Genomic DNA, 18,723 nt, shown 5'->3' on the forward strand with positions numbered 1-18,723 from the left:
AACGACGACGGCGCCCTCAGGCGCCGTCTGCGTATCTACCACCTGGCAATCCGCCCCGCCCTCAGCGAGCACCGCGCCGGAAGAGCACCACCTCGACCGTCTGCAGCAGGATCATCAGGTCGAACACAAGGCCGCGGTTCTTGATGTAGAACAGGTCGAACGTGAGCTTTTCTTCTGCGTCGCGCACCGATGCGCCGTACGGGTAGCGCAGCTGGGCCCAGCCGGTCAGGCCGGGCTTCACGCAGTGGCGCACGTTGTAGTAACGCACCTCACGACTGAGCATTTCGACGAACTGCGGACGTTCCGGACGCGGACCGACAAAGCTCATGTCGCCACGCAAGACATTGAACAACTGCGGCAGCTCGTCAAGGCGCGTCGCACGGATCACGCGACCCACGCGCGTCGTGCGGTCGTCGTTCTTGGTTGCCCACTGGGCAACCCCGTCTTTTTCAGCGTCGACGCGCATGCTGCGGAACTTGATGACCTCGAAATGCTGGCCCTGCTCACCGACGCGGACCTGCTTGTAGAACACCGGCCCCTTAGATTCGAGCTTTACGAGCAGCGCGACGACGAGCATTGCGGGCCATGCGACGAGGAGCATGGAGCCAGCGGCCAGCAGATCGAAGAAGCGCTTCGTGAGGCGACGCACGGCCGACTGGTCGAAGCCGCCCGAAAACGCGAGCCAGGACGGGTCTGCCACGCTCAGCGTGACCATGCCGGCCTCGCGCTCGAAAAAGGTCGACAGGTCGACCACCGACACGCCCTTCTGCGCGCATTCCAGCAGCTCGTCCATCGGCAAGCCGCCGCGGCGCTCGTCGGGGGCCACAACAACCTCGTCGATCTGCAGCGTGTCTGCAAGCTTGCACACGCTCTCAGTCACCTTCGTCCGCAGATGTGCCGGGACGCAGACTTCCTGGCCGGACACCGGCACGAAGCCGACGATCACGAATGACTGCCGGTCCGACCGGCGACGCATGCGGCTGTTGATCAGATCGGCATTGCGCCCCGCTCCGTACACCAGCACCCGACGCTTGAACGCCGCGCTGCGCAGGAAGTGCTGCGAGACCGTCCGCAGCGCCATGACGCCGATCATGCCGATCGCGAGCGAAAGCGCCAGCACTGTGCGGCCGATGTAGACGCGTGGAACGAGGTAGTACAGCACCAGCAGCGCGATGGTGCCGAAGGCGAACGACAGGAACAACCTGAGGTAGAAGTCGATCCGGTTGTGCCGGTCGTGAGCCTGGTACAGGCCGAATGCCGCCATCGACACCGTGATGAAGATCGCGGGGATCAACATGCGGGCCGGGGTGTTGTTGTAGAAGACCGCGTAGCCCTCGGGGTCGTTGAGGAACCGCAGCGAAGCGCCGAGCATCGCTGCGATGACCAGCAGCACAAACTCAGACATCCACAGCATTCGAACCAGATGTACTTTGCGACTCGCGACCTGCGACTTCATCGACGGCTCCGTAATTCACGTTCCAGACACGCGGCGGCGATCGATACACTTCGACGTACGGCCTGCACTCTTGAGAACGCGAATGGCCTCGCAGGGCGGACGCCCGTGAAGGCGTTGATTCAGCTGCGAGACGCGAATTCGTTGAGTCCAGTCCGAGCCTGAGCGCTCGTGATGAACCGTCGCTCGCGATTAGGACACGAACGACGCTCTGAAACGCCGCATCCCCCGCGTCGCGGAGGTGCCGCGGTCGCCCTAGGCGTCTCGGGCCGTGGGCCGAATGGGCTCAAGGCGTCCGCTTACGCGGGCTCATGCTCGTGTCGCGCGTTCAGCCGCTCGTCCACGACTGCGGTCAGAAGGGCGCCGATGAAAACGATGAGGCCAGCGTAGTACACCCAGACGATCGTGATCACGAGCGTACCCATCGAGCCGTATGCCGAGCCCGGGTCCGCGCGCTGGAGGTACCAGCCGATCGCCGCCCGGCCAATCACGAACAGCAGTGCCGTCACCGCGCCTCCGCCGATCGCGTGCCGCCAGCCGACCTCGCGGTCCGGCACGTAGTGATACATCAGCGCGAACGCGAGCGTGTACACGACGAAAGTGACCAAGCCGCCAACTAGCGGAAGCAGCCACTCCATGTGCGAGAAGGCGACCTGCAACACGGTGTTCAGCGTCATCGAAACGAGCAGCAGGAAGCCCAGCGCGAACACAAGGCCCAGCGAAAACGCGCGCTTGCGAAGCAGCGCCATGATCCCAGTGAGCTCGTCCGAATCAGTGCGGAAAATACGGTTCAGCGCTTCCTGCAGCTGACCGAACACAACCGTCGCGCCCAAAAAGAGCAGCACAGTGCTCCAGATGCCCGCGATCGAGCCCGTGCCCGGCTGTTTCTCCGCGTTGTCCACGATCGTGCGAGCGAGCCCCTCCGCCTCGGCGCCCACGAGTTGGCCGATCTGCTGCATGAGTGACTCCTGTGCGCTCGGCATCAGGGACGCGGTGATCCACAACACCAGCAGCAGCAACGGCGCAAGCGACAGTAACGAGTAATAGGCCAGCGCAGCCGATTGGGTGAGCAGGTTCGCGTCTGAGAAGCGGCTCATGAGTGCCTTTGGCAGGCTGCCTTCAGCGCGACGTACCACATGCTTCACCGTCGGCTTCTCTCCCCGTGCGCGTTCGGCGCGGCCGGATGACGAGCGCTTCCCGCCCGAGGTTGCGCCGGTGCCGTCGTGCTTCGCCATGTTGTGCGGTCCGATTGCAGAACAAGCCCCAGAAATACCGCGCAGCACGTGAAGTGTCGGCGTAGAGGTGTGCTGCGGGACGCGGTCGCGAGTCGTCCGCGCACGACGCCCGGCGATACCACGCGAGTCTCGTCTCCATGACGCCGCACGACGAGCGGCGAATCCTGTGGGTCGCGCCGAGGCAGCGGTCGCAGCGGTCCGTTCGGTCGCGAAGGCACCTCGAGCAGGCGCGCCGCCGCGCACGCTTCCGATGATTCGGCGCGTTAAAGGCGCGAAGCGAGCGCGGCACCGCATCGCAATCGCTTCCCCGCCGTTACAGAAAGCAACGGCCAACAACCGATCGTGAAAAACAAAAAAGCCGACGGGTTAGCGTCGGCTTCTCTGCTTATTTTGGCGCGCCCGGAAGGATTCGAACCTCCGACCCCCAAGTTCGTAGCCTGGTGCTCTATCCAGCTGAGCTACGGGCGCGTTGTCAAAAAATTATGAAGAACTGAGAAAAATCCGTCAATCCCTTTCTTACTTTTTTCGACGTGGTGTCGTTGTATTCGACACATTCCATCGAACGCCGCAAACCGTTTCTACGCGGCCGGAACAACTGGCGGAGAGTGAGGGATTCGAACCCTCGATAGAGCTTTTGACCCTATACTCCCTTAGCAGGGGAGCCCCTTCAGCCTCTCGGGCAACTCTCCGCACGAAGCACTGCGGGCGGGAAGCATAACGGCTCACCCCACTCGCGGCAAACCTTATCTTCAGCCGCCGCCGTTTTCCGGCGCGCTCCCAGTCGGTGCCTCGCCGGCACGCTGGATACGCTGATAGATTTCCTCGCGATGGACGGCGACGTCCTTCGGCGCGGTGATGCCGATGCGCACCTGATTACCCTTGACGCCGAGCACGGTGACGGTCACCGAGTCGCCGATCATGAGGGTCTCGCCGACGCGACGCGTCAAGATCAACATGACAACCTCCTGATGCCGACAGGATCCCCTGCCGGCCGCGACATCGTCGCATTGCGACGACGTCTCCTGATTGGTAAAAGACCGTCTGCCATCTTAACGAGCCGGGGACCGACGTCGCAAGCGAAAACGTCGCGCTTTCGCTTGCCTGAAGAGGCCGTTCGCTCAGCCGAGGCGGTCGCGCACCCAGCCGGGCACGTCTGAAAGAGCACGCGCGAGCGCTGGACTGTCTTCGCCTCCTCCCTGGGCCATGTCCGGGCGGCCGCCGCTCTTACCATTGATCTGCCCTGCGACATGCGCCAGCAGCTCGCCGGCCTTGACCTTGCCGAGCGCGGATCCACTCACGCCAGCGACCAGCGCCGCTTTTCCGTCGGACGCGCCCGCCAGTACCACGACCGCGTCACCGAGTTGCTGCTTGAGGCGGTCCAGTGCGTCGCGCAGCGACTTTGCATCGAGGCCTTCGATGCGCGCTGCGAGCACCCGCATGCCGCCGACATCGACGGCCGAATCCGCGAGGCTCGACGTTGCGCCTGATGCGGCCTTCGCCTTCAGCGCTTCCAGCTCGCGCTCGAGCTTCTTCTGACGGTCGAGCACGCTGCGCAGCTTGTCTGCCACGTCGCCGGGGCTCGCACCAACCAGATGCGCGGCCTCGCGAAGGCGCGCCTCAGCGCTTGCGACATGGTCGAGCGCGCCCTGCCCGGTTACGGCTTCTATACGCCGGACGCCTGCGGACACGCCGCCTTCCGAAACAATCTTGAAAAGACCGATGTCGCCCGTGCGCGACACGTGCGTGCCGCCGCAGAGCTCGGTCGATGCGCCGCCGAGGCGCAGCACGCGCACCTGATCGCCGTACTTTTCGCCGAACAGCGCAAGCGCCCCGAAGTCGAGCGCCTGCTGCATGTCCATGTGATGGACCTCCGCGCCGTGGTTCGCACGGACTTCCTCGTTGACGCGTCGCTCGACTTCGGCAAGCTCCGCGTCTGTCATGGGCTGGAAGTGGGCGAAGTCGAAGCGCAGACGCTCCGGTGCAACGAGCGAGCCCTTCTGGACCACGTGCGTCCCCAGCACGTCGCGCAGGGCCGCGTGCAGCAGGTGGGTCGCCGAATGGTTGAGGACGATCGCGGCGCGGCGCCTATCGTCGATGTCGCCGTGCACTCGATCGCCAAGCGACAGCGCGCCGGCCTCGAGACGGCCAATGTGACCGTGGAACTGGCCGGCAAACTTCAGTGTGTCGCGCACGGCGAACCGGGTGTCGAGCCCGTCAAGCTCGCCCGCGTCGCCCACCTGGCCGCCGCTTTCGGCGTAGAACGGCGTGCGGTCGAGGATGACGACGGCGTCGTCTCCGGCCTCGATGCGCGCAACCGGCCGGCCGTCGCGGAGCAGCGCGAGCACCTGAAGCCCCTCCTCGCGGATGCGGTCGTAACCGAGGAACTGCGTCGGGGGCAGCTGTGCGGCGAGTTCGGCTGGCAGCGTCGTCGCATTCGCGAACTTGCCCGACGCCCGCGCGGTCTCGCGCTGGCGCGCCATCGCCTCGTCGAACCCGGCCATGTCGACCGTCAACCCGCGCTCGCGCGCGATGTCGGCAGTGAGGTCGACCGGAAAACCGTACGTGTCATAGAGGCGGAAGGCATCAACGCCAGGGATGACCTCGCCGCTCCGCGCCGCGACCTCATCGAAGATGCGCATGCCCGCGTCGAGCGTCTCGGCGAAGCGCTCCTCCTCCGCGAGCAGCGCGCGCTCGACGAACTCACGCTTCTGCGTGAGTTCTGGATAGGCGTCGCCCATTGCTTCGATGAGGGGCTCGACCATGCGGTGGAAGAACGGCTGCTTCTGGCCGAGCATCCAGCCGTGGCGCAATGCACGACGGATGATCCGGCGCAGCACGTAGCCGCGGCCTTCGTTGCTCGGCAATACGCCGTCGACGATCAGGAAGCTGCAGGCACGGATGTGATCTGCGATGACGCGCAGGGACTTGTTGTCGAGGTCGGCCGTCGACGTGAACTCGCCGGCCTTCGCAACGAGGTGCCGGAACAGGTCGATCTCGTAGTTGCCGTGCACGCCCTGCAGCACCGCCGCAAGACGCTCGAGGCCCATGCCCGTGTCGACGCACGGCGCCGGCAGCGGCACCAGCGTGCCGTCGGGCTGGCGGTCGAACTGCATGAAAACGTTGTTCCAGATCTCGATGTAACGGTCGCCGTCCTCGTCGGGCGAGCCGGGCAGGCCGCCGGCGATGTGGTCGCCGTGGTCATAGAAGATCTCGGTGCACGGGCCGCACGGGCCGGTGTCCGCCATCTGCCAAAAGTTGTCCGACGCGAATGGCGCGCCCTTGTTGTCGCCGATGCGGATGATCCGCTCGGGCGGCAGGCCAATGTCGTTGTGCCAGATATCGAACGCTTCATCGTCCGTCTGGTAGATCGTCACGACGAGCCGCTCCGGCGGCAGCTTCCACACCTGTGTCAGCAGCTCCCAGGCCCAGGCGATCGCGTCCTTCTTGAAGTAATCCCCGAACGACCAGTTGCCGAGCATCTCGAAGAACGTGTGGTGGCGCGCGGTGTAGCCGACCTGATCGAGGTCGTTGTGCTTGCCCCCGGCCCGCAGGCAGCGCTGCACGTCGGCCGCGCGCACGTAGCCGGGCTTCTCGCTGCCGAGGAAGACGTTCTTGAACTGCACCATGCCCGAGTTGGTGAACAGCAAGGTCGGGTCATTTGCCGGGACCAACGGCGCGGACGGCACGATCGTGTGCCCCTTGTCGCGGAAGAAATCGAGGAATTCGCGACGGATCTCGGAGGTGGTTTTCATGCGTGCGGAAGTCGAAGGCGGTGGCGACGCGGCGCCCCGGCGATCAAGGATCACCACGGGCTGCGTAAAGGGCCCTCTAGCCTAGCAGGACGCGCCCCGCGACCGACTTCCGGCGCGGCGCTCCGGATCGATAAACGGCCCTACGCGTCCACGTCGACGCGGCAGGCTGCCCGCACGCAGTCGCCGTCGAACCCGCGGCGGATCAGGAAGTCCGCAGCCTTACGCCGCAACGCAGGATCGTCGGCAATGGCCGCGCCGTAGCGGCGGCGCACGAGGTCACGAGCGACCTCGGCCCAGTCGCCTTCGAAGGTATCGAGTGCCGCCGCGACCGCGTCGCGATCGAGCCCGTGCGTGCCGAGTTCGGCACGGATGCGGATCGGCCCGTGGCCGGAACTCACGCGCGCGCGCACCAGGCTTTCGGCAAAGCGGGCATCGTCCTGCCAGCCGTCCTCGGCCAGCCGATCGACAGCCGCTTTCGCGTCGTGGGCCTCGACGCCGCGCGCGGTTAGCTTGCGCGCGAGCTCCTTGCGCGAATGCTCGCGCCGGGTCAGCAGGCCAATCGCACGCTGTGTCGGCGTCGGCTCGGAACGAACACGGCGACGGCCGGGGTTGTCCCGACCGTCGCCGTTGCTGTCATCGCGCGAGGTCATCGTGCGACATCCGCTTTGCTGCCATGCCTCAGGCGTCAGCGCCCGCGGTGTCTTCGTCACGGCCCGCCTCGGCCGGTACGAACTTCTCGCGCAACGCCGCTTCCAGCTTCTGAGCCATCGCCGGGTTGTCCTTGAGGTACTGACGGGCGTTCTCCTTACCCTGACCGATGCGCTCACCGTCGCAGCTGTACCACGCACCCGCCTTCTCGACGAGCTTGGCATCGACGCCCATGTCGATCAGCTCGCCCTCGCGGGAGATGCCCTCGCCGTACAGGATCTCGGTGATGACCTGCTTGAACGGAGGCGCCATCTTGTTCTTGACGACCTTGATGCGGGTCTGGTTGCCGATGATCTCGTCGCCCTTCTTGATCGCACCGATCCGGCGGATGTCGAGGCGCACCGAGGCATAGAACTTCAGCGCATTGCCGCCCGTGGTGACCTCCGGGCTCTGGCCCGGCATCATGATGCCGATCTTCATGCGCAGCTGATTGATGAAGATCACCAGCGTGTTCGAACGCTTGATGTTGCCGGTCAGCTTGCGCAGTGCCTGGCTCATCAGGCGGGCCTGGAGGCCCGGCAGCTGGTCGCCCATCTCGCCTTCGATTTCAGCCTTTGGCGTCAGCGCCGCAACAGAGTCGACCACGACCATGTCCACGGCTGCTGAACGCACGAGCATGTCGGCAATCTCGAGCGCCTGCTCGCCGGTGTCCGGCTGGCTCAGCAGGAGATCGTCGACGTTCACGCCGAGCTTGGCGGCATAGATCGGGTCGAGCGCGTGCTCGGCGTCGATGAATGCCGCAGTGCCGCCATTCTTCTGGCACTCGGCGATCGCCTGAAGCGTCAGGGTCGTCTTACCGGAGGACTCCGGTCCGTAGATCTCGACCACGCGACCCTTCGGCAGGCCGCCGATGCCGAGTGCGATATCGAGCATGAGCGAGCCGGTGCCGATGACCTCGGCGGCCTCGACGACGCGATCGCCCATGCGCATGACCGAACCCTTGCCGAACTGCTTCTCGATCTGGCCCAGGGCGGCCTGCAAGGCGCGCTTCTTGTTCTCGTCCATTCTTGTGTTTCCTCAGTTCAACGGGTTGGCGAAGCGCACTCTATCGAGCCGATATCGCAAGGTCTGAGACGCGCCGTGCGGGGACTAACTTAAGGGCAATCCGATTCAGCCGGGAGCCGGCCAACTCGCATCGGCCGGTCGGAAAAAGCCCATGCGGCGCGTGGGATTTGCCGTCGATCAACGGTTGGGGCGGACCAGACCGCAGTACAGCCCTTCGATCTCGAACTCCTGCCCTGGCTGGACCTCGATCGGGGCGAAGTCGGGGTTGCGGGGCAGCAAGCGGATGCGGTCGCGCGCGATCTTCAGCAGCTTCACGGTGATTTCCTCGTCGATCCGCGCGACGACGATCTGCCCCGAGCGCGCGTCGCGCGTGCGGTGAACGCCGATGAGGTCGCCGTCGAAGATGCCTTCGTCGCGCATCGAGTCGCCCTTCACCTTCAACAGGTAATCCGGCGCCGGCGCGAAGCAGTTCTTATCGAGCAGGATGTAATCGTCGGGGTCGATGCCATCCGCCCCTGCGCCGATCGGCAATCCCGCCGCCACCCGGCCGAGCACCGGAAGGCGGAGCGCGTCGTCGTTCGCAGCCACGCGCGCCGGAGACTGGACGAGGCGGATGCCGCGCGCCTGTCCGGGCACGCGCCGAATCATGCCCGCATGCTCCAGTGCCTGAAGGTGGTACTGCGCCGCGCGCACGCTGCTGAAGCCGAATGCCTCGGCGATCTCGGTCTGCGACGGCGGCGCGCCGTCGTGCTCGATGCGCTCGGCGATCAGGTCGAGAATCGCGCGCTGGGTGTCTGTCAGGCTCATGTTAGTAGTAATACTACTAACGCCGTCGTCGGGCAACCGCTTTCGTCAGGTGCTGAGCTCGATGAGCCCTTCCAGCGCAGTCGCGACCGTCGCGCGCCGCACCGCCTCGCGGTCGCCGTCGAAGTGGAAGACTTCCGCCCGCGGGTAGCCGCCGCGGCGCTTCCACGCGACCCAGACCGTCCCGACCGGCTTGTCGGCTGTCCCGCCGCCCGGCCCTGCGATGCCGGTCACCGCAACCGCTAGCGTGGCGCCCGAATGCACGAGCGCTCCCGAGACCATCTCCACGGCGGTTTCGCGACTCACCGCGCCGTGCTGCTCGAGCGTATGCGGGTTGACGCCCAGTAGCGCCTGCTTGGCCTCGTAGCTGTACGCAACGAGGCTGCAGTCGAACCACACGGAACTGCCGGTGATATCGGTGAGCGTCTTGCCGATCCAGCCGCCCGTGCAGCTCTCGGCAGTTACGACGGTGTCGTGGCGGGCCACAGCCACCTGGCCGAGGCGTTCGGCGAGGTGGCGGAGGTCGGCATCGGAAGGAAGCGTCATCGCGACACTATAGCCGCTGGCATCCTTCGACCCGGTTCAATACCGCAGGCGCAGCGTCACGCCGTAGGTGCGCGGGGCACCGAGGAACGCGTTGTACGAATTGAACGGGTTGCCGGGGGCCGGCGACACGTTCTGGAGCGGCGCATCGAAGCCGACCTGCACGTACTCGGTGTCGAAAAGGTTCTGGGCCCAGAACTCCACGCCCCAGCTGCGATCGCGCGCCCCGAAGCCGATGCGCGCGTTGACCAGCGTGTACGCCTCCTGGCGCTTCTCGTCGTCGAGGTCCGAGCCCGTGTTGTGCTCGGACATGTACTTCGCGGCGATGTTGAAACGCGCCAGGAGGTCGGCGCCGAAGCGGCGCTCGTACGTCACCGATGCCGAGCTCGACCAGTACGGTGCGAAGCTGATCTGGCTGCCGGGCAGCTTGTACAGGTTGCCGGCCGGAGCGACGAAATCCCCGCCCGGCACTTCGTCGCCGTAGCGGGTGTCGGCGTAGGTCACGCCGCCCTGCAGGAGCAGCCCGCGCATCGGCTGCCACAGCAGGTCGGTGTCGATGCCCTTCGACACCACCTCGGGAATCGAACGAACGACGAAGCTCGTACCCAGGAAGCTGTTGAGCTGGAAGCCCGAGTAGGTCTGGTGGAACAGCGTGGCGTTGAGCAGCAGGTCGCCGTCGGCCCAGGTCGTTTTGGCGCCGAGCTCGAAGCTGTCGACGAACTCACCTGGGAACGAGGTGTCGTTGACCGGCACGATGCCCTGGCCGCCGCTGGACAGCCCGTTGTTGGACTGGACGCGATCGAGGTTGAAACCGCCGGCCTTGTAACCGCGCGCGGCCGAGGCGTAGGTCATCAGCTGCTCGTTCCAGCGATAGGCCGCCTTGAGCGTGCCTGACCACTCCTTTTCCTCGCGCTCCTGCCGGCTCATGCGGCCGTTATGCAGCGGGTTGGCCCACGGCAGGCAGCTGAAACCGACGATGTTGCTGATGATCGCTTGCTGCTGGGCTGCCGGATAAGTCGTGAACGGCACGCCGCGCCCGATGAGCGCCGCCGCGATACGCCCGATCGCAGCCGGGCTGACCTGCCCGTTCGGGCCGAAGTAGGACGCGCAGCCGAGGCCGCCGTTCGGGTTGCTGTACGCCGAATCGAGTTGCTTGTCCTCGATCGTGTAACGCAGGCCGAACGTGACGTCGAGCGCCTCGGTCGCACGCCAGGTGTTGTTGGTGAACAGCGCGGTCGACTTCGCGTTCTGCAGATAGCGGTCGTTCGCGCCGAAACCGACGAACGCGGTGCCGAACGGCCGGCCGGTCGTCTGCGAGAGGAAGGTCGCGGCCGTCGGCGACGCGGCCAGCGCCGGGTTGATCAGGGCGAGCAGCGCGGTCGAGAAATACGGTTCATAGGCGCTGCCGATGCGATAGGTCTCGTTGCGGCGCAGGTCCTCGTCCGAATAGAACGCACCCACCATCCAGTCGACCTCATCGGTCGAACCGGTCAGCCGAAACTCCTGCGTCGTGGTTTCGAAGCGAGTGAGCGATTCGTCTTCGTCGGCATTGCGGTACAGCAGGTCCGCGCTCGAGAAATCGAAGTCCAGCCCGTTGATCGATTGCCACTCGCGCATTGCCGTGATCGAGGTAAAGGTCGCACCGCCAAGCCACGGGGTGATCCAGTTGACTTCGGCGGAAACGCCCTTGTCCTTGATGTCCTGTTCGGTGCTGCGATTGCTGTATGCAACCCGCTCAAACGGGTCGGCGACCGGGACAACGCCAGCGTCGGGCGACAGCGCGTCGATGATCGGCGCGGTGCCGCCGCGCACCGTGGTCAGGCCGACGCAGCAGTTCTCCTCGCGGCTGGTGAAGTCGGCAATGATGTTGATATCGAGATCGGCGGTCGGCTCCAGCAGCAGCTGCCCACGCAGCGTGTGCATGTTCTGGTCGCCGTCGCGCGTCTCGGTGCGCGGGCCGGCACCGGTCCGGACTTCGGTGAACCCCTCGCGCTCACGCTTGGCGGCATACACGCGCATCGCGGCGTTTTCGCCGAGCGCGGTGTTGAAGGAGCTCGCGACCCCGAGTGCGTCGTAGTTGCCGACGGTCAGCTCGCCCTCGATCCTCGTGTCGTAGTCCGGCCGACGGGTGATCACGTTGATCACGCCGGCCGACGTGTTCTTGCCGAACACCGTGCCCTGCGGGCCCTTCAGCACTTCGATGCGCTCGACTTCGCCGAGGTCGCCAAAGCCGACGCCGTTGCGCGGGCGGTAGACGCCGTCAATGACGACGCCGACGGACGACTCCAGGCCGGCGTTGTCGCCCACGGTGCCGACCCCGCGGATGCGCGCCGTGGTCTGCGCCTCGCTCTGGGTGCTGGTCACGGTAAGGCCCGGCACGAGGATCTGCATGTCCTTGATGTCGCGCACGCCGGCATCGCGCAGGATCTGCTCGGGCAGCGCGGTCAGCGAGATCGGCACGTCCTGCAGCGCCTCTTCGCGCTTCTGCGCGGTGACCTTGATGGCCGACAGGCTCGTGATCTCTTCTTCAGACCCGGCTTGTTCCTGCGTGGAAGCGTCGGTCGACGCGGGCTCGGTCTGTTGGGCGCCGACCGGGGCAGACAGGACCAGGGCGGTCAGCACCGCCACTGCGAGCGCGTTGCGGTTGTGCTTGTAGGCCGTCATTGCATTTCCCCATGAACAAGCCGCCATTCGCAAACCCTGCATCCCGCGGCACCGGATCGGAGTCACGCTATCACGCCCTCTTAACACCCCGACAGTGACGTCGGACAGGAAATGCAAACATCCGGCGTACACTGACGACCGCCCCGCCCGGCATCCTGCCGGTCCGCGGCCGCCCCGTTGCCAGTCCAGTCCGTGTCCGATTCCAGCCCCGCCGCCAGTGCCCGCCTTGCGGACGCCCACACGCCGCTCATGCGCCAGTTCTTCGCCGCGAAGGCGGAGCATCCGGACGTACTGCTGTTCTTCCGCATGGGCGATTTCTACGAGCTGTTCTACGACGACGCTCGAAAGGCCGCGCGGCTGCTCGACATCACGTTGACCCAGCGCGGGCAGTCGGCCGGGCAACCGATCCCGATGGCCGGCGTGCCGCACCACTCGGCGGAGGGCTATCTCGCCCGCCTTGTGGCGCTCGGGGAATCGGTCGCGCTCTGCGAACAGATCGGCGACCCGGCGACGTCGAAGGGCATTGTCGAGCGCAAGGTTGTGCGCGTCGTGACCCCGGGCACGGTGACCGACGAGGCGCTGCTCAACGAGCGCCGTGACACGCTGCTGCTGTCGGTATCCCGCGGGCGCAGCGGCTTCGGCCTTGCGTGGGCCGACCTCTCGGCCGGCCGCTTCCTCGTCTGCGAAGTCGCCGACGAATCGACGCTCGAAGCCGAACTCGCGCGACTGGAGCCCGCCGAAGTCCTGTGCCCCGACGAAGACGGCTGGCCGCCCTGTGTGGTGGGTCGCACCGGGGCGCGGCGCCGTGCCCCGTGGCTGTTCGATATCGACAGCGGGCGCCGGCAGTTGCTGCGCTTCTTCGATGTCCACGATCTCACCGGCTTTGGTGTCGAGGATCGCCCGCTCGCGATCGCCGCCGCCGCGGCGCTGCTCGGTTACGTCGAAGAAACCCAGAAGCAGCGGCTGCCGCACCTGACGTCGATCGCATACGAGGCAGGCGACGGCGCGATCGCGATGAATGCCGCGACGCGCCGGCACCTCGAGCTCGACAGCCGGGTCGACGGGGACCTGCGCCACACGCTGCTCGGCGTGCTCGACAGCACGGCGACGCCGATGGGGGGCCGCCTGCTGCGCCGCTGGCTGCACCGTCCGCTGCGCGACCGTCCCGTGCTGCGTCACCGCCACCAGGCCGTGGCCGCGCTCATCGACGCCGGCGCGGACGACGCGCTGCGCGAGTGCTTCCGCGCGGTCGGCGATCTCGAGCGCATCCTCGCGCGTATCGCGCTGCGGAGCGCGCGTCCGCGCGACCTATCGACGCTTCGCGACGGGCTCGGTTTATTGCCGCGCGTGCGTGCCTGCCTCGACGGCATCGACGCGCCGCGCCTGCGCGCGCTGTCGGATGCACTGGGTGAGCACGGCGCACACGCGCACCTGCTCGCCAGCGCGATCGTCGAGCAGCCGCCCGTGCTGGCGCGCGACGGCGGGGTGTTCGCCGAAGGCTACGACACCGAGCTCGACGAGTTGCGCGTGCTGTCGACGAACGCCGATCGCTTCCTCGTCGACCTCGAGACGCGAGAGCGTGCCGCGAGCGGCATCGCGACGCTCAAGGTCGGCTACAACCGCGTGCACGGCTATTACCTCGAGGTCGGCAAGTCGCACGCCGGCCGCGTGCCGACGCACTACACACGCCGGCAAACCCTCAGCAACGCCGAGCGCTACATCACCGAAGAGCTCAAGCAGTTCGAAGACAAGGTGCTGTCGGCGCGCGAACGGTCGCTCGCGCGCGAGCGGCTGCTGTACGAGCAGTTGCTCGACGCGCTCAACACGGATCTCGAACCGCTCAAGCATTGCGCCGCGGCGCTGGCCGAGCTCGACGTGCTCGCCTGCTTCGCCGAACGTGCGCGCCTGCTCGACTGGGCGCGACCGGAACTCACCGAGCACCCCGGCATCCGCATCGAGCGCGGCCGCCATCCGGTCGTCGAGGCTGTGCGCGACGCGCCGTTCGAACCGAACGACCTGATCCTCGACTGTGCGCCCGATTACGCCGGCCGCCGCATGCTCGTCATCACCGGCCCGAACATGGGTGGCAAGAGCACGTACATGCGCCAGAACGCGCTGATCGTGCTGCTCGCACACATCGGCAGCTTCGTGCCGGCGACGAGTGCGGTGATCGGCCCGATCGACCGCATCCTCACGCGCATTGGCGCCGGTGACGACCTCGCCCGCGGGCAGTCGACCTTCATGGTCGAGATGAGCGAGACGAGCTACATCCTTCATCACGCGACCGACGAGTCGCTCGTGCTCATGGACGAGATCGGCCGCGGCACGTCTACGTACGACGGCCTCGCACTAGCGGACGCATGCGCGCGCCACCTTGCCGCGCACAACCGCGCCTACACGCTGTTCGCCACCCATTACTTCGAGCTCACCGCGCTCGCGACGCCCGGCAGCGGTATCGCGAACGTGCACCTCGATGCGGTCGAGCACGGCGACCGGCTGGTTTTCATGCATGCGGTCAAGGACGGCCCGGCCGATCGCAGCTTCGGACTGCAGGTCGCGGCGCTTGCGGGCCTGCCGCGGCGCGTCGTCGAAGATGCACGCCGGCGCCTTGACGAACTCGAGCGCCATCGCAGCGACAGCGCCTCGACGGCAATGACCGCGAACGCGCTGGACGCGCCCCAGCAGTTCGGGCTGTTCCCACCGCCGGCCAGCGCGACCGCGCTGGTCGATGCACTCGATGGCATCGACCCGGACGATCTGTCGCCCAAGCAGGCGCTCGAAGCCCTGTATCGACTCAAGCGACTCACGTAGCGCGCACTCTCCCGCGCAGCCTGCCCCGCCGATAGGATCCGCCTATCGCAGCCATGATGACATTCGATTTTCCGAATGACTGGCGGGGCCGTACGGTAACGGGGTGAAAACGAGGGCGCGCGCAGAATGCGGGCCGGTGCCCGCACGCTCAACGTCGCTAACCATCGATGTTGACCGGCACGCCAGTCCGTTGGTCTGTCCTCGTCCGCTCACCAGGAAACCGTCGAAACGCCTACGCGCCGTGCCTCGCACCTCGCGCGCAACCATAGGAGAGCCGCTGCATGAACGCCGAATCGAAGTGCCCCGTCGGGCATGGCCACTCGCGCCAGACACGTACGAACGCGCACTGGTGGCCCGACCAGCTCAACCTGACCATGCTGCACCAGCATGCCGGGCTTGGCGACCCGAACGTCGAGGACTTCGATTACAAGACCGAGTTCCAGACACTCGATCTCGATGCGGTCATCCAGGATCTGCATGCGCTGATGACGGACTCGCAGGACTGGTGGCCCGCCGACTGGGGCCACTACGGCCCCTTCTTCATCCGCATGGCCTGGCACTCCGCCGGCACCTACCGCATCTTCGACGGCCGCGGCGGCGCACGCTCGGGCGAACAGCGCTTCGCACCGCTCAACAGCTGGCCCGACAACGGCAACCTCGACAAGGCCCGCCGCCTGCTGTGGCCGATCAAGCAGAAGTACGGCAAGAAGCTGTCGTGGGCCGACCTCATGATCCTCGCCGGCAACGTCGCGCTCGAATCGATGGGCTTCAAGACGTTCGGCTTCGGCGGCGGACGCGAGGACATCTGGGAACCGCTGCCGATCGACTGGGGCCCGGAGTCCACGTGGCTCGGGGACGAGCGCTACAGCGGCGAGCGCGAGCTCGCGCGTCCGCTCGCGGCCGTGCAGATGGGCCTGATCTACGTGAACCCTGAAGGCCCGAACGGCAAGCCGGATCCGCTCGGCTCAGCGCGTGACATCCGCGACACGTTTGGCCGCATGGCGATGGACGACGAGGAAACCGTCGCGCTCGTCGCAGGCGGGCACACGTTCGGCAAGTGCCACGGCGCAGGCCCGGCGCACCACGTCACGCACGAACCGGAAGGCGCGAACATCGAGGAGCTCGGCTTCGGCTGGAAGAATGCCTACGAAAGCGGCATTGGTTCACACACGATCACCAGCGGTCTCGAAGGTGCGTGGACGCCTACGCCGACGAAGTGGGACATGAGCTACTTCGAGACGCTGTTCGGCTTCGAATGGGAACTCACCGAGAGCCCCGCCGGCGCGCACCAGTGGAAGCCTGTCGGCGACACCGGCCGCATCGTTCCCGACGCGCACATCCCCGGCAAGATGAACCAGCCGATGATGAGCACGGCCGACATGGCTCTGCGCGTCGATCCGACCTACGAGAAGATCTCGCGCGACTTCATGGCCAACCCTGCGAAGTTCGCCGATGCATTCGCGCGCGCGTGGTTCAAGCTCACGCACCGCGACATGGGGCCGAAGGTCCGTTATCTCGGCCCATATGTGCCGCAGGAGGACCTGATCTGGCAGGACCCGATCCCGGCGGTCGACCATCCGCTCATCGACGAGTCCGACGTCCGGTCGCTCAAGACGAAGTTGCTCGATTCGGGCCTCTCGGTCCAGCAGCTCGTCAAGACAGCCTGGGCCTCGGCCTCGTCGTTCCGCGGCAGCGACCTGCGCGGCGGCGCGAACGGCGCACGCATCCGCCTCGCGCCGCAGAAGGATTTCGAAGCGAACGACCCTGCGGAACTCGCGAACGTCCTCGCCACGCTCGAACGCATCCAGCAGGACTTCAACGGCTCGCAAACCGGCGGCAAGAAGGTATCGCTCGCCGACCTCATCGTGCTGGGCGGCTGCGCGGCCATCGAAGCTGCGGCGCGTAACGCGGGCCACGAGGTCACCGTGCCGTTCACCCCGGGCCGCATGGACGCGTCGATCGAGCAGACCGATGTCGATTCCTTCCTCGTGCTCGAGCCCGCGGCCGACGGCTTCCGCAATTACGTGCGCGTCGGCGCCGAGGACCACGTCGCGAACGCCCTCATCGACAAGTCAAACCTGCTGATGCTGACCGCGCCGGAGATGACGGTGCTCATCGGCGGCATGCGCGCGCTTGGTGCGAACACAGGCAATACATCGCACGGCGTATTCACCGATCGCCCCGGCGCGCTCACGCCGGACTTCTTCCGCAACCTGCTCGACATGCGCACGGCGTGGCAGAAGACGGAGGGCGCGACAGGCGTGTTCGAAGGCCGTGACCGAAAGACCGGCGACGTGCGCTGGACCGCGACGATCGCCGACCTGATCTTCGGGTCGAACGCGCAGCTGCGTGCGCTTTCGGAAGTCTATGCAGCGGCCGACGGCGAGCAGGACTTCGTGCGCGACTTCGTCGAGGCCTGGGACAAGGTGATGAACCTGGATCGCTTCGATCTGGCGTACAAGCGCGCGGTCTGACCGGGGCGTCATTCGAGTCACGATGAACCGAAGCGCCGGCCTCAATGCCGGCGCTTTTTTCTGATCGGTTTCCTCCATAGCCCGAGCAGTGCGCGTTGCCCTGTCACCACGCCGGATGCGGACTACTCGGAACCCTGCAACGCGGACGCACGCAGCCCAACGAGCTGCTCTTGCTCCGCATGAGACGGCGTGACGCTGCGGAACCGACGCCGTGGTTTACATCGCATCAAGATCGCCGAGCGCGCGGATCAACCGCCGCGCCCGCTTGTCGGGCTTGGTCTCCGGGGCCTGGTAACCCGTCCGTGCAGCCGCCCGCTCCGCGCGAACCCGCTCGCGTGCGAGCCGCGACGCCTCGGATTCGGCATAGAGCTGCTGGGCCACCGGCGCGGGTCCTCGCGTATCGCTCAGCCCGCGCACTTCGATCTCGAACACCTCGTCGCCGCGCACGACGCGCATCGCATCGCCGACGCGGACGGCGCGTGAGGCTTTTGCGCGCTGTCCGCCGACGTCGACCTTGCCGTTCTCAACCGCCTGCTTGGCCAGGCTTCTCGTCTTGAAGAATCGCGCAGCCCACAGCCATTGATCCAGACGCACGCTTTCAGCGGTCGGAATATCACTCATCGGGTAATTCGATCGGGACGGACCGCCACGTTAGGCCCCTCGCGCGCCCGGCGCCAAGCCCTGCCCGGGGCACTGTTCATGCGAGTCGCGCTTCCCGCAATCCCACTGCACCGACGGGGCGTCGGCAGCAGCCCCCGCGCTGGTACCCAACGGCTCAAACGCAAACGGCCGCCCCGAAGGCGGCCGTCGCGGTGTCGCTTGCAGCGAAGACTTACTTGGCAGCCGCGGCCGCTGCCTTGGCCTTCGCGTACGCAGCCAGATCTTCCTTGATGCGTGCCTTCTTGCCCTCGAGGCCGCGCAGGTAGTACAGCTTGCCCGCACGCACCTTACCGCGGCGCTTGACGTCGACCGAGTCGATGATCGAGCTGTGCGTCTGGAAGACGCGCTCGACGCCGTAGCCGTGCGAAATCTTGCGGACGGTGAACGACGAGTTCAGGCCGCCGTTCTTCTTCGCGATGACCACGCCCTCATAGGCCTGCACGCGCTCGCGGTTGCCTTCCTTCACCTTGACGTTGACGACGACGGTGTCGCCCGGGCTGAAGTCGGGCAGCTGGCGCTGCACCTGGTCGGCTTCGAAATTCTGGAGCAGGGTGTGGAGCGAGGGCTTGTTCATGACGTTGGCCTTTGGAGCGCCACCTGAGGTGGCTGCCTGT

13 protein-coding genes and 2 tRNA genes are annotated in these 18,723 nt (G+C 66.4%); 2 read left to right on the forward strand and 13 right to left on the reverse strand.

Annotation, left to right across the window (positions count from 1 at the left end):
* Positions 1-61: 61 nt before the first annotated feature.
* The 11 genes from IE075_RS04925 to IE075_RS04975 form a co-directional block, all read right to left on the reverse strand.
* Entirely contained in the window at positions 62-1,405 is a 1,344-nt protein-coding gene (locus IE075_RS04925; protein ID WP_229792320.1) for a TIGR03013 family XrtA/PEP-CTERM system glycosyltransferase, read from the reverse strand.
* A gap of 347 nt (positions 1,406-1,752) precedes the next feature.
* On the reverse strand, positions 1,753-2,688 hold the full coding sequence (locus IE075_RS04930) for a YihY/virulence factor BrkB family protein (RefSeq protein WP_189454815.1): 936 nt from the start codon (positions 2,686-2,688) through the stop codon (positions 1,753-1,755).
* Between the two features lie 391 nt (positions 2,689-3,079).
* Positions 3,080-3,156, reverse strand: a tRNA-Arg gene (locus IE075_RS04935).
* 128 nt (positions 3,157-3,284) lie between these two features.
* Positions 3,285-3,377, reverse strand: a tRNA-Ser gene (locus tag IE075_RS04940).
* A 60-nt stretch (positions 3,378-3,437) separates the two neighbouring features.
* A complete protein-coding gene (gene csrA, locus IE075_RS04945) occupies positions 3,438-3,644 on the reverse strand; it encodes a carbon storage regulator CsrA (RefSeq protein ID WP_189453850.1) in 207 nt (68 codons plus the stop codon).
* A gap of 162 nt (positions 3,645-3,806) precedes the next feature.
* Positions 3,807-6,440 carry an alanine--tRNA ligase gene (gene alaS, locus IE075_RS04950; RefSeq protein ID WP_189453852.1) on the reverse strand — a complete coding sequence of 878 codons (2,634 nt, stop codon included), beginning with the start codon at positions 6,438-6,440 and terminating at the stop codon, positions 3,807-3,809.
* 140 nt (positions 6,441-6,580) lie between these two features.
* Positions 6,581-7,090, reverse strand: a complete 510-nt coding sequence (gene recX / locus IE075_RS04955) for a recombination regulator RecX (protein WP_189453853.1) — start codon at positions 7,088-7,090, stop codon at positions 6,581-6,583.
* A 28-nt stretch (positions 7,091-7,118) separates the two neighbouring features.
* Positions 7,119-8,153 carry a recombinase RecA gene (gene recA / locus IE075_RS04960; RefSeq protein ID WP_189453855.1) on the reverse strand — a complete coding sequence of 345 codons (1,035 nt, stop codon included), beginning with the start codon at positions 8,151-8,153 and terminating at the stop codon, positions 7,119-7,121.
* Between the two features lie 177 nt (positions 8,154-8,330).
* A complete protein-coding gene (gene lexA, locus IE075_RS04965; RefSeq protein ID WP_189453857.1) occupies positions 8,331-8,960 on the reverse strand; it encodes a transcriptional repressor LexA in 630 nt (209 codons plus the stop codon).
* Positions 8,961-9,005: 45 nt separating this feature from the next.
* Positions 9,006-9,503 (reverse strand): CinA family protein, encoded by a 498-nt coding sequence (locus IE075_RS04970; protein WP_189453858.1) that lies wholly within the window; start codon positions 9,501-9,503, stop codon positions 9,006-9,008.
* Positions 9,504-9,539: 36 nt separating this feature from the next.
* A complete protein-coding gene (locus IE075_RS04975) occupies positions 9,540-12,164 on the reverse strand; it encodes a TonB-dependent receptor (protein ID WP_189453860.1) in 2,625 nt (874 codons plus the stop codon).
* Between the two features lie 249 nt (positions 12,165-12,413).
* Between IE075_RS04975 and mutS the strand changes: the two genes are divergently transcribed.
* Together mutS and katG are read left to right on the forward strand one after the other, a co-directional pair.
* Positions 12,414-14,975, forward strand: a complete 2,562-nt coding sequence (gene mutS, locus IE075_RS04980) for a DNA mismatch repair protein MutS (RefSeq protein ID WP_189454817.1) — start codon at positions 12,414-12,416, stop codon at positions 14,973-14,975.
* Between the two features lie 281 nt (positions 14,976-15,256).
* Positions 15,257-17,449: a catalase/peroxidase HPI gene (katG, locus tag IE075_RS04985; protein ID WP_189453861.1), complete on the forward strand. Its 2,193-nt coding sequence runs from the start codon at positions 15,257-15,259 to the stop codon at positions 17,447-17,449.
* Positions 17,450-17,665: 216 nt separating this feature from the next.
* On the opposite strand, the gene IE075_RS04990 is transcribed toward katG, so the two are convergent.
* On the reverse strand, positions 17,666-18,070 hold the full coding sequence (locus IE075_RS04990; RefSeq protein ID WP_189453862.1) for an RNA-binding S4 domain-containing protein: 405 nt from the start codon (positions 18,068-18,070) through the stop codon (positions 17,666-17,668).
* A gap of 211 nt (positions 18,071-18,281) precedes the next feature.
* Positions 18,282-18,683: a 50S ribosomal protein L19 gene (rplS, locus tag IE075_RS04995; protein WP_189453864.1), complete on the reverse strand. Its 402-nt coding sequence runs from the start codon at positions 18,681-18,683 to the stop codon at positions 18,282-18,284.
* Positions 18,684-18,723: the final 40 nt, after the last annotated feature.

It is taken from the genome of Cognatilysobacter bugurensis (assembly GCF_014652095.1).
In the GTDB taxonomy this organism is placed as follows: Bacteria; Pseudomonadota; Gammaproteobacteria; order Xanthomonadales; family Xanthomonadaceae; genus Cognatilysobacter; species Cognatilysobacter bugurensis.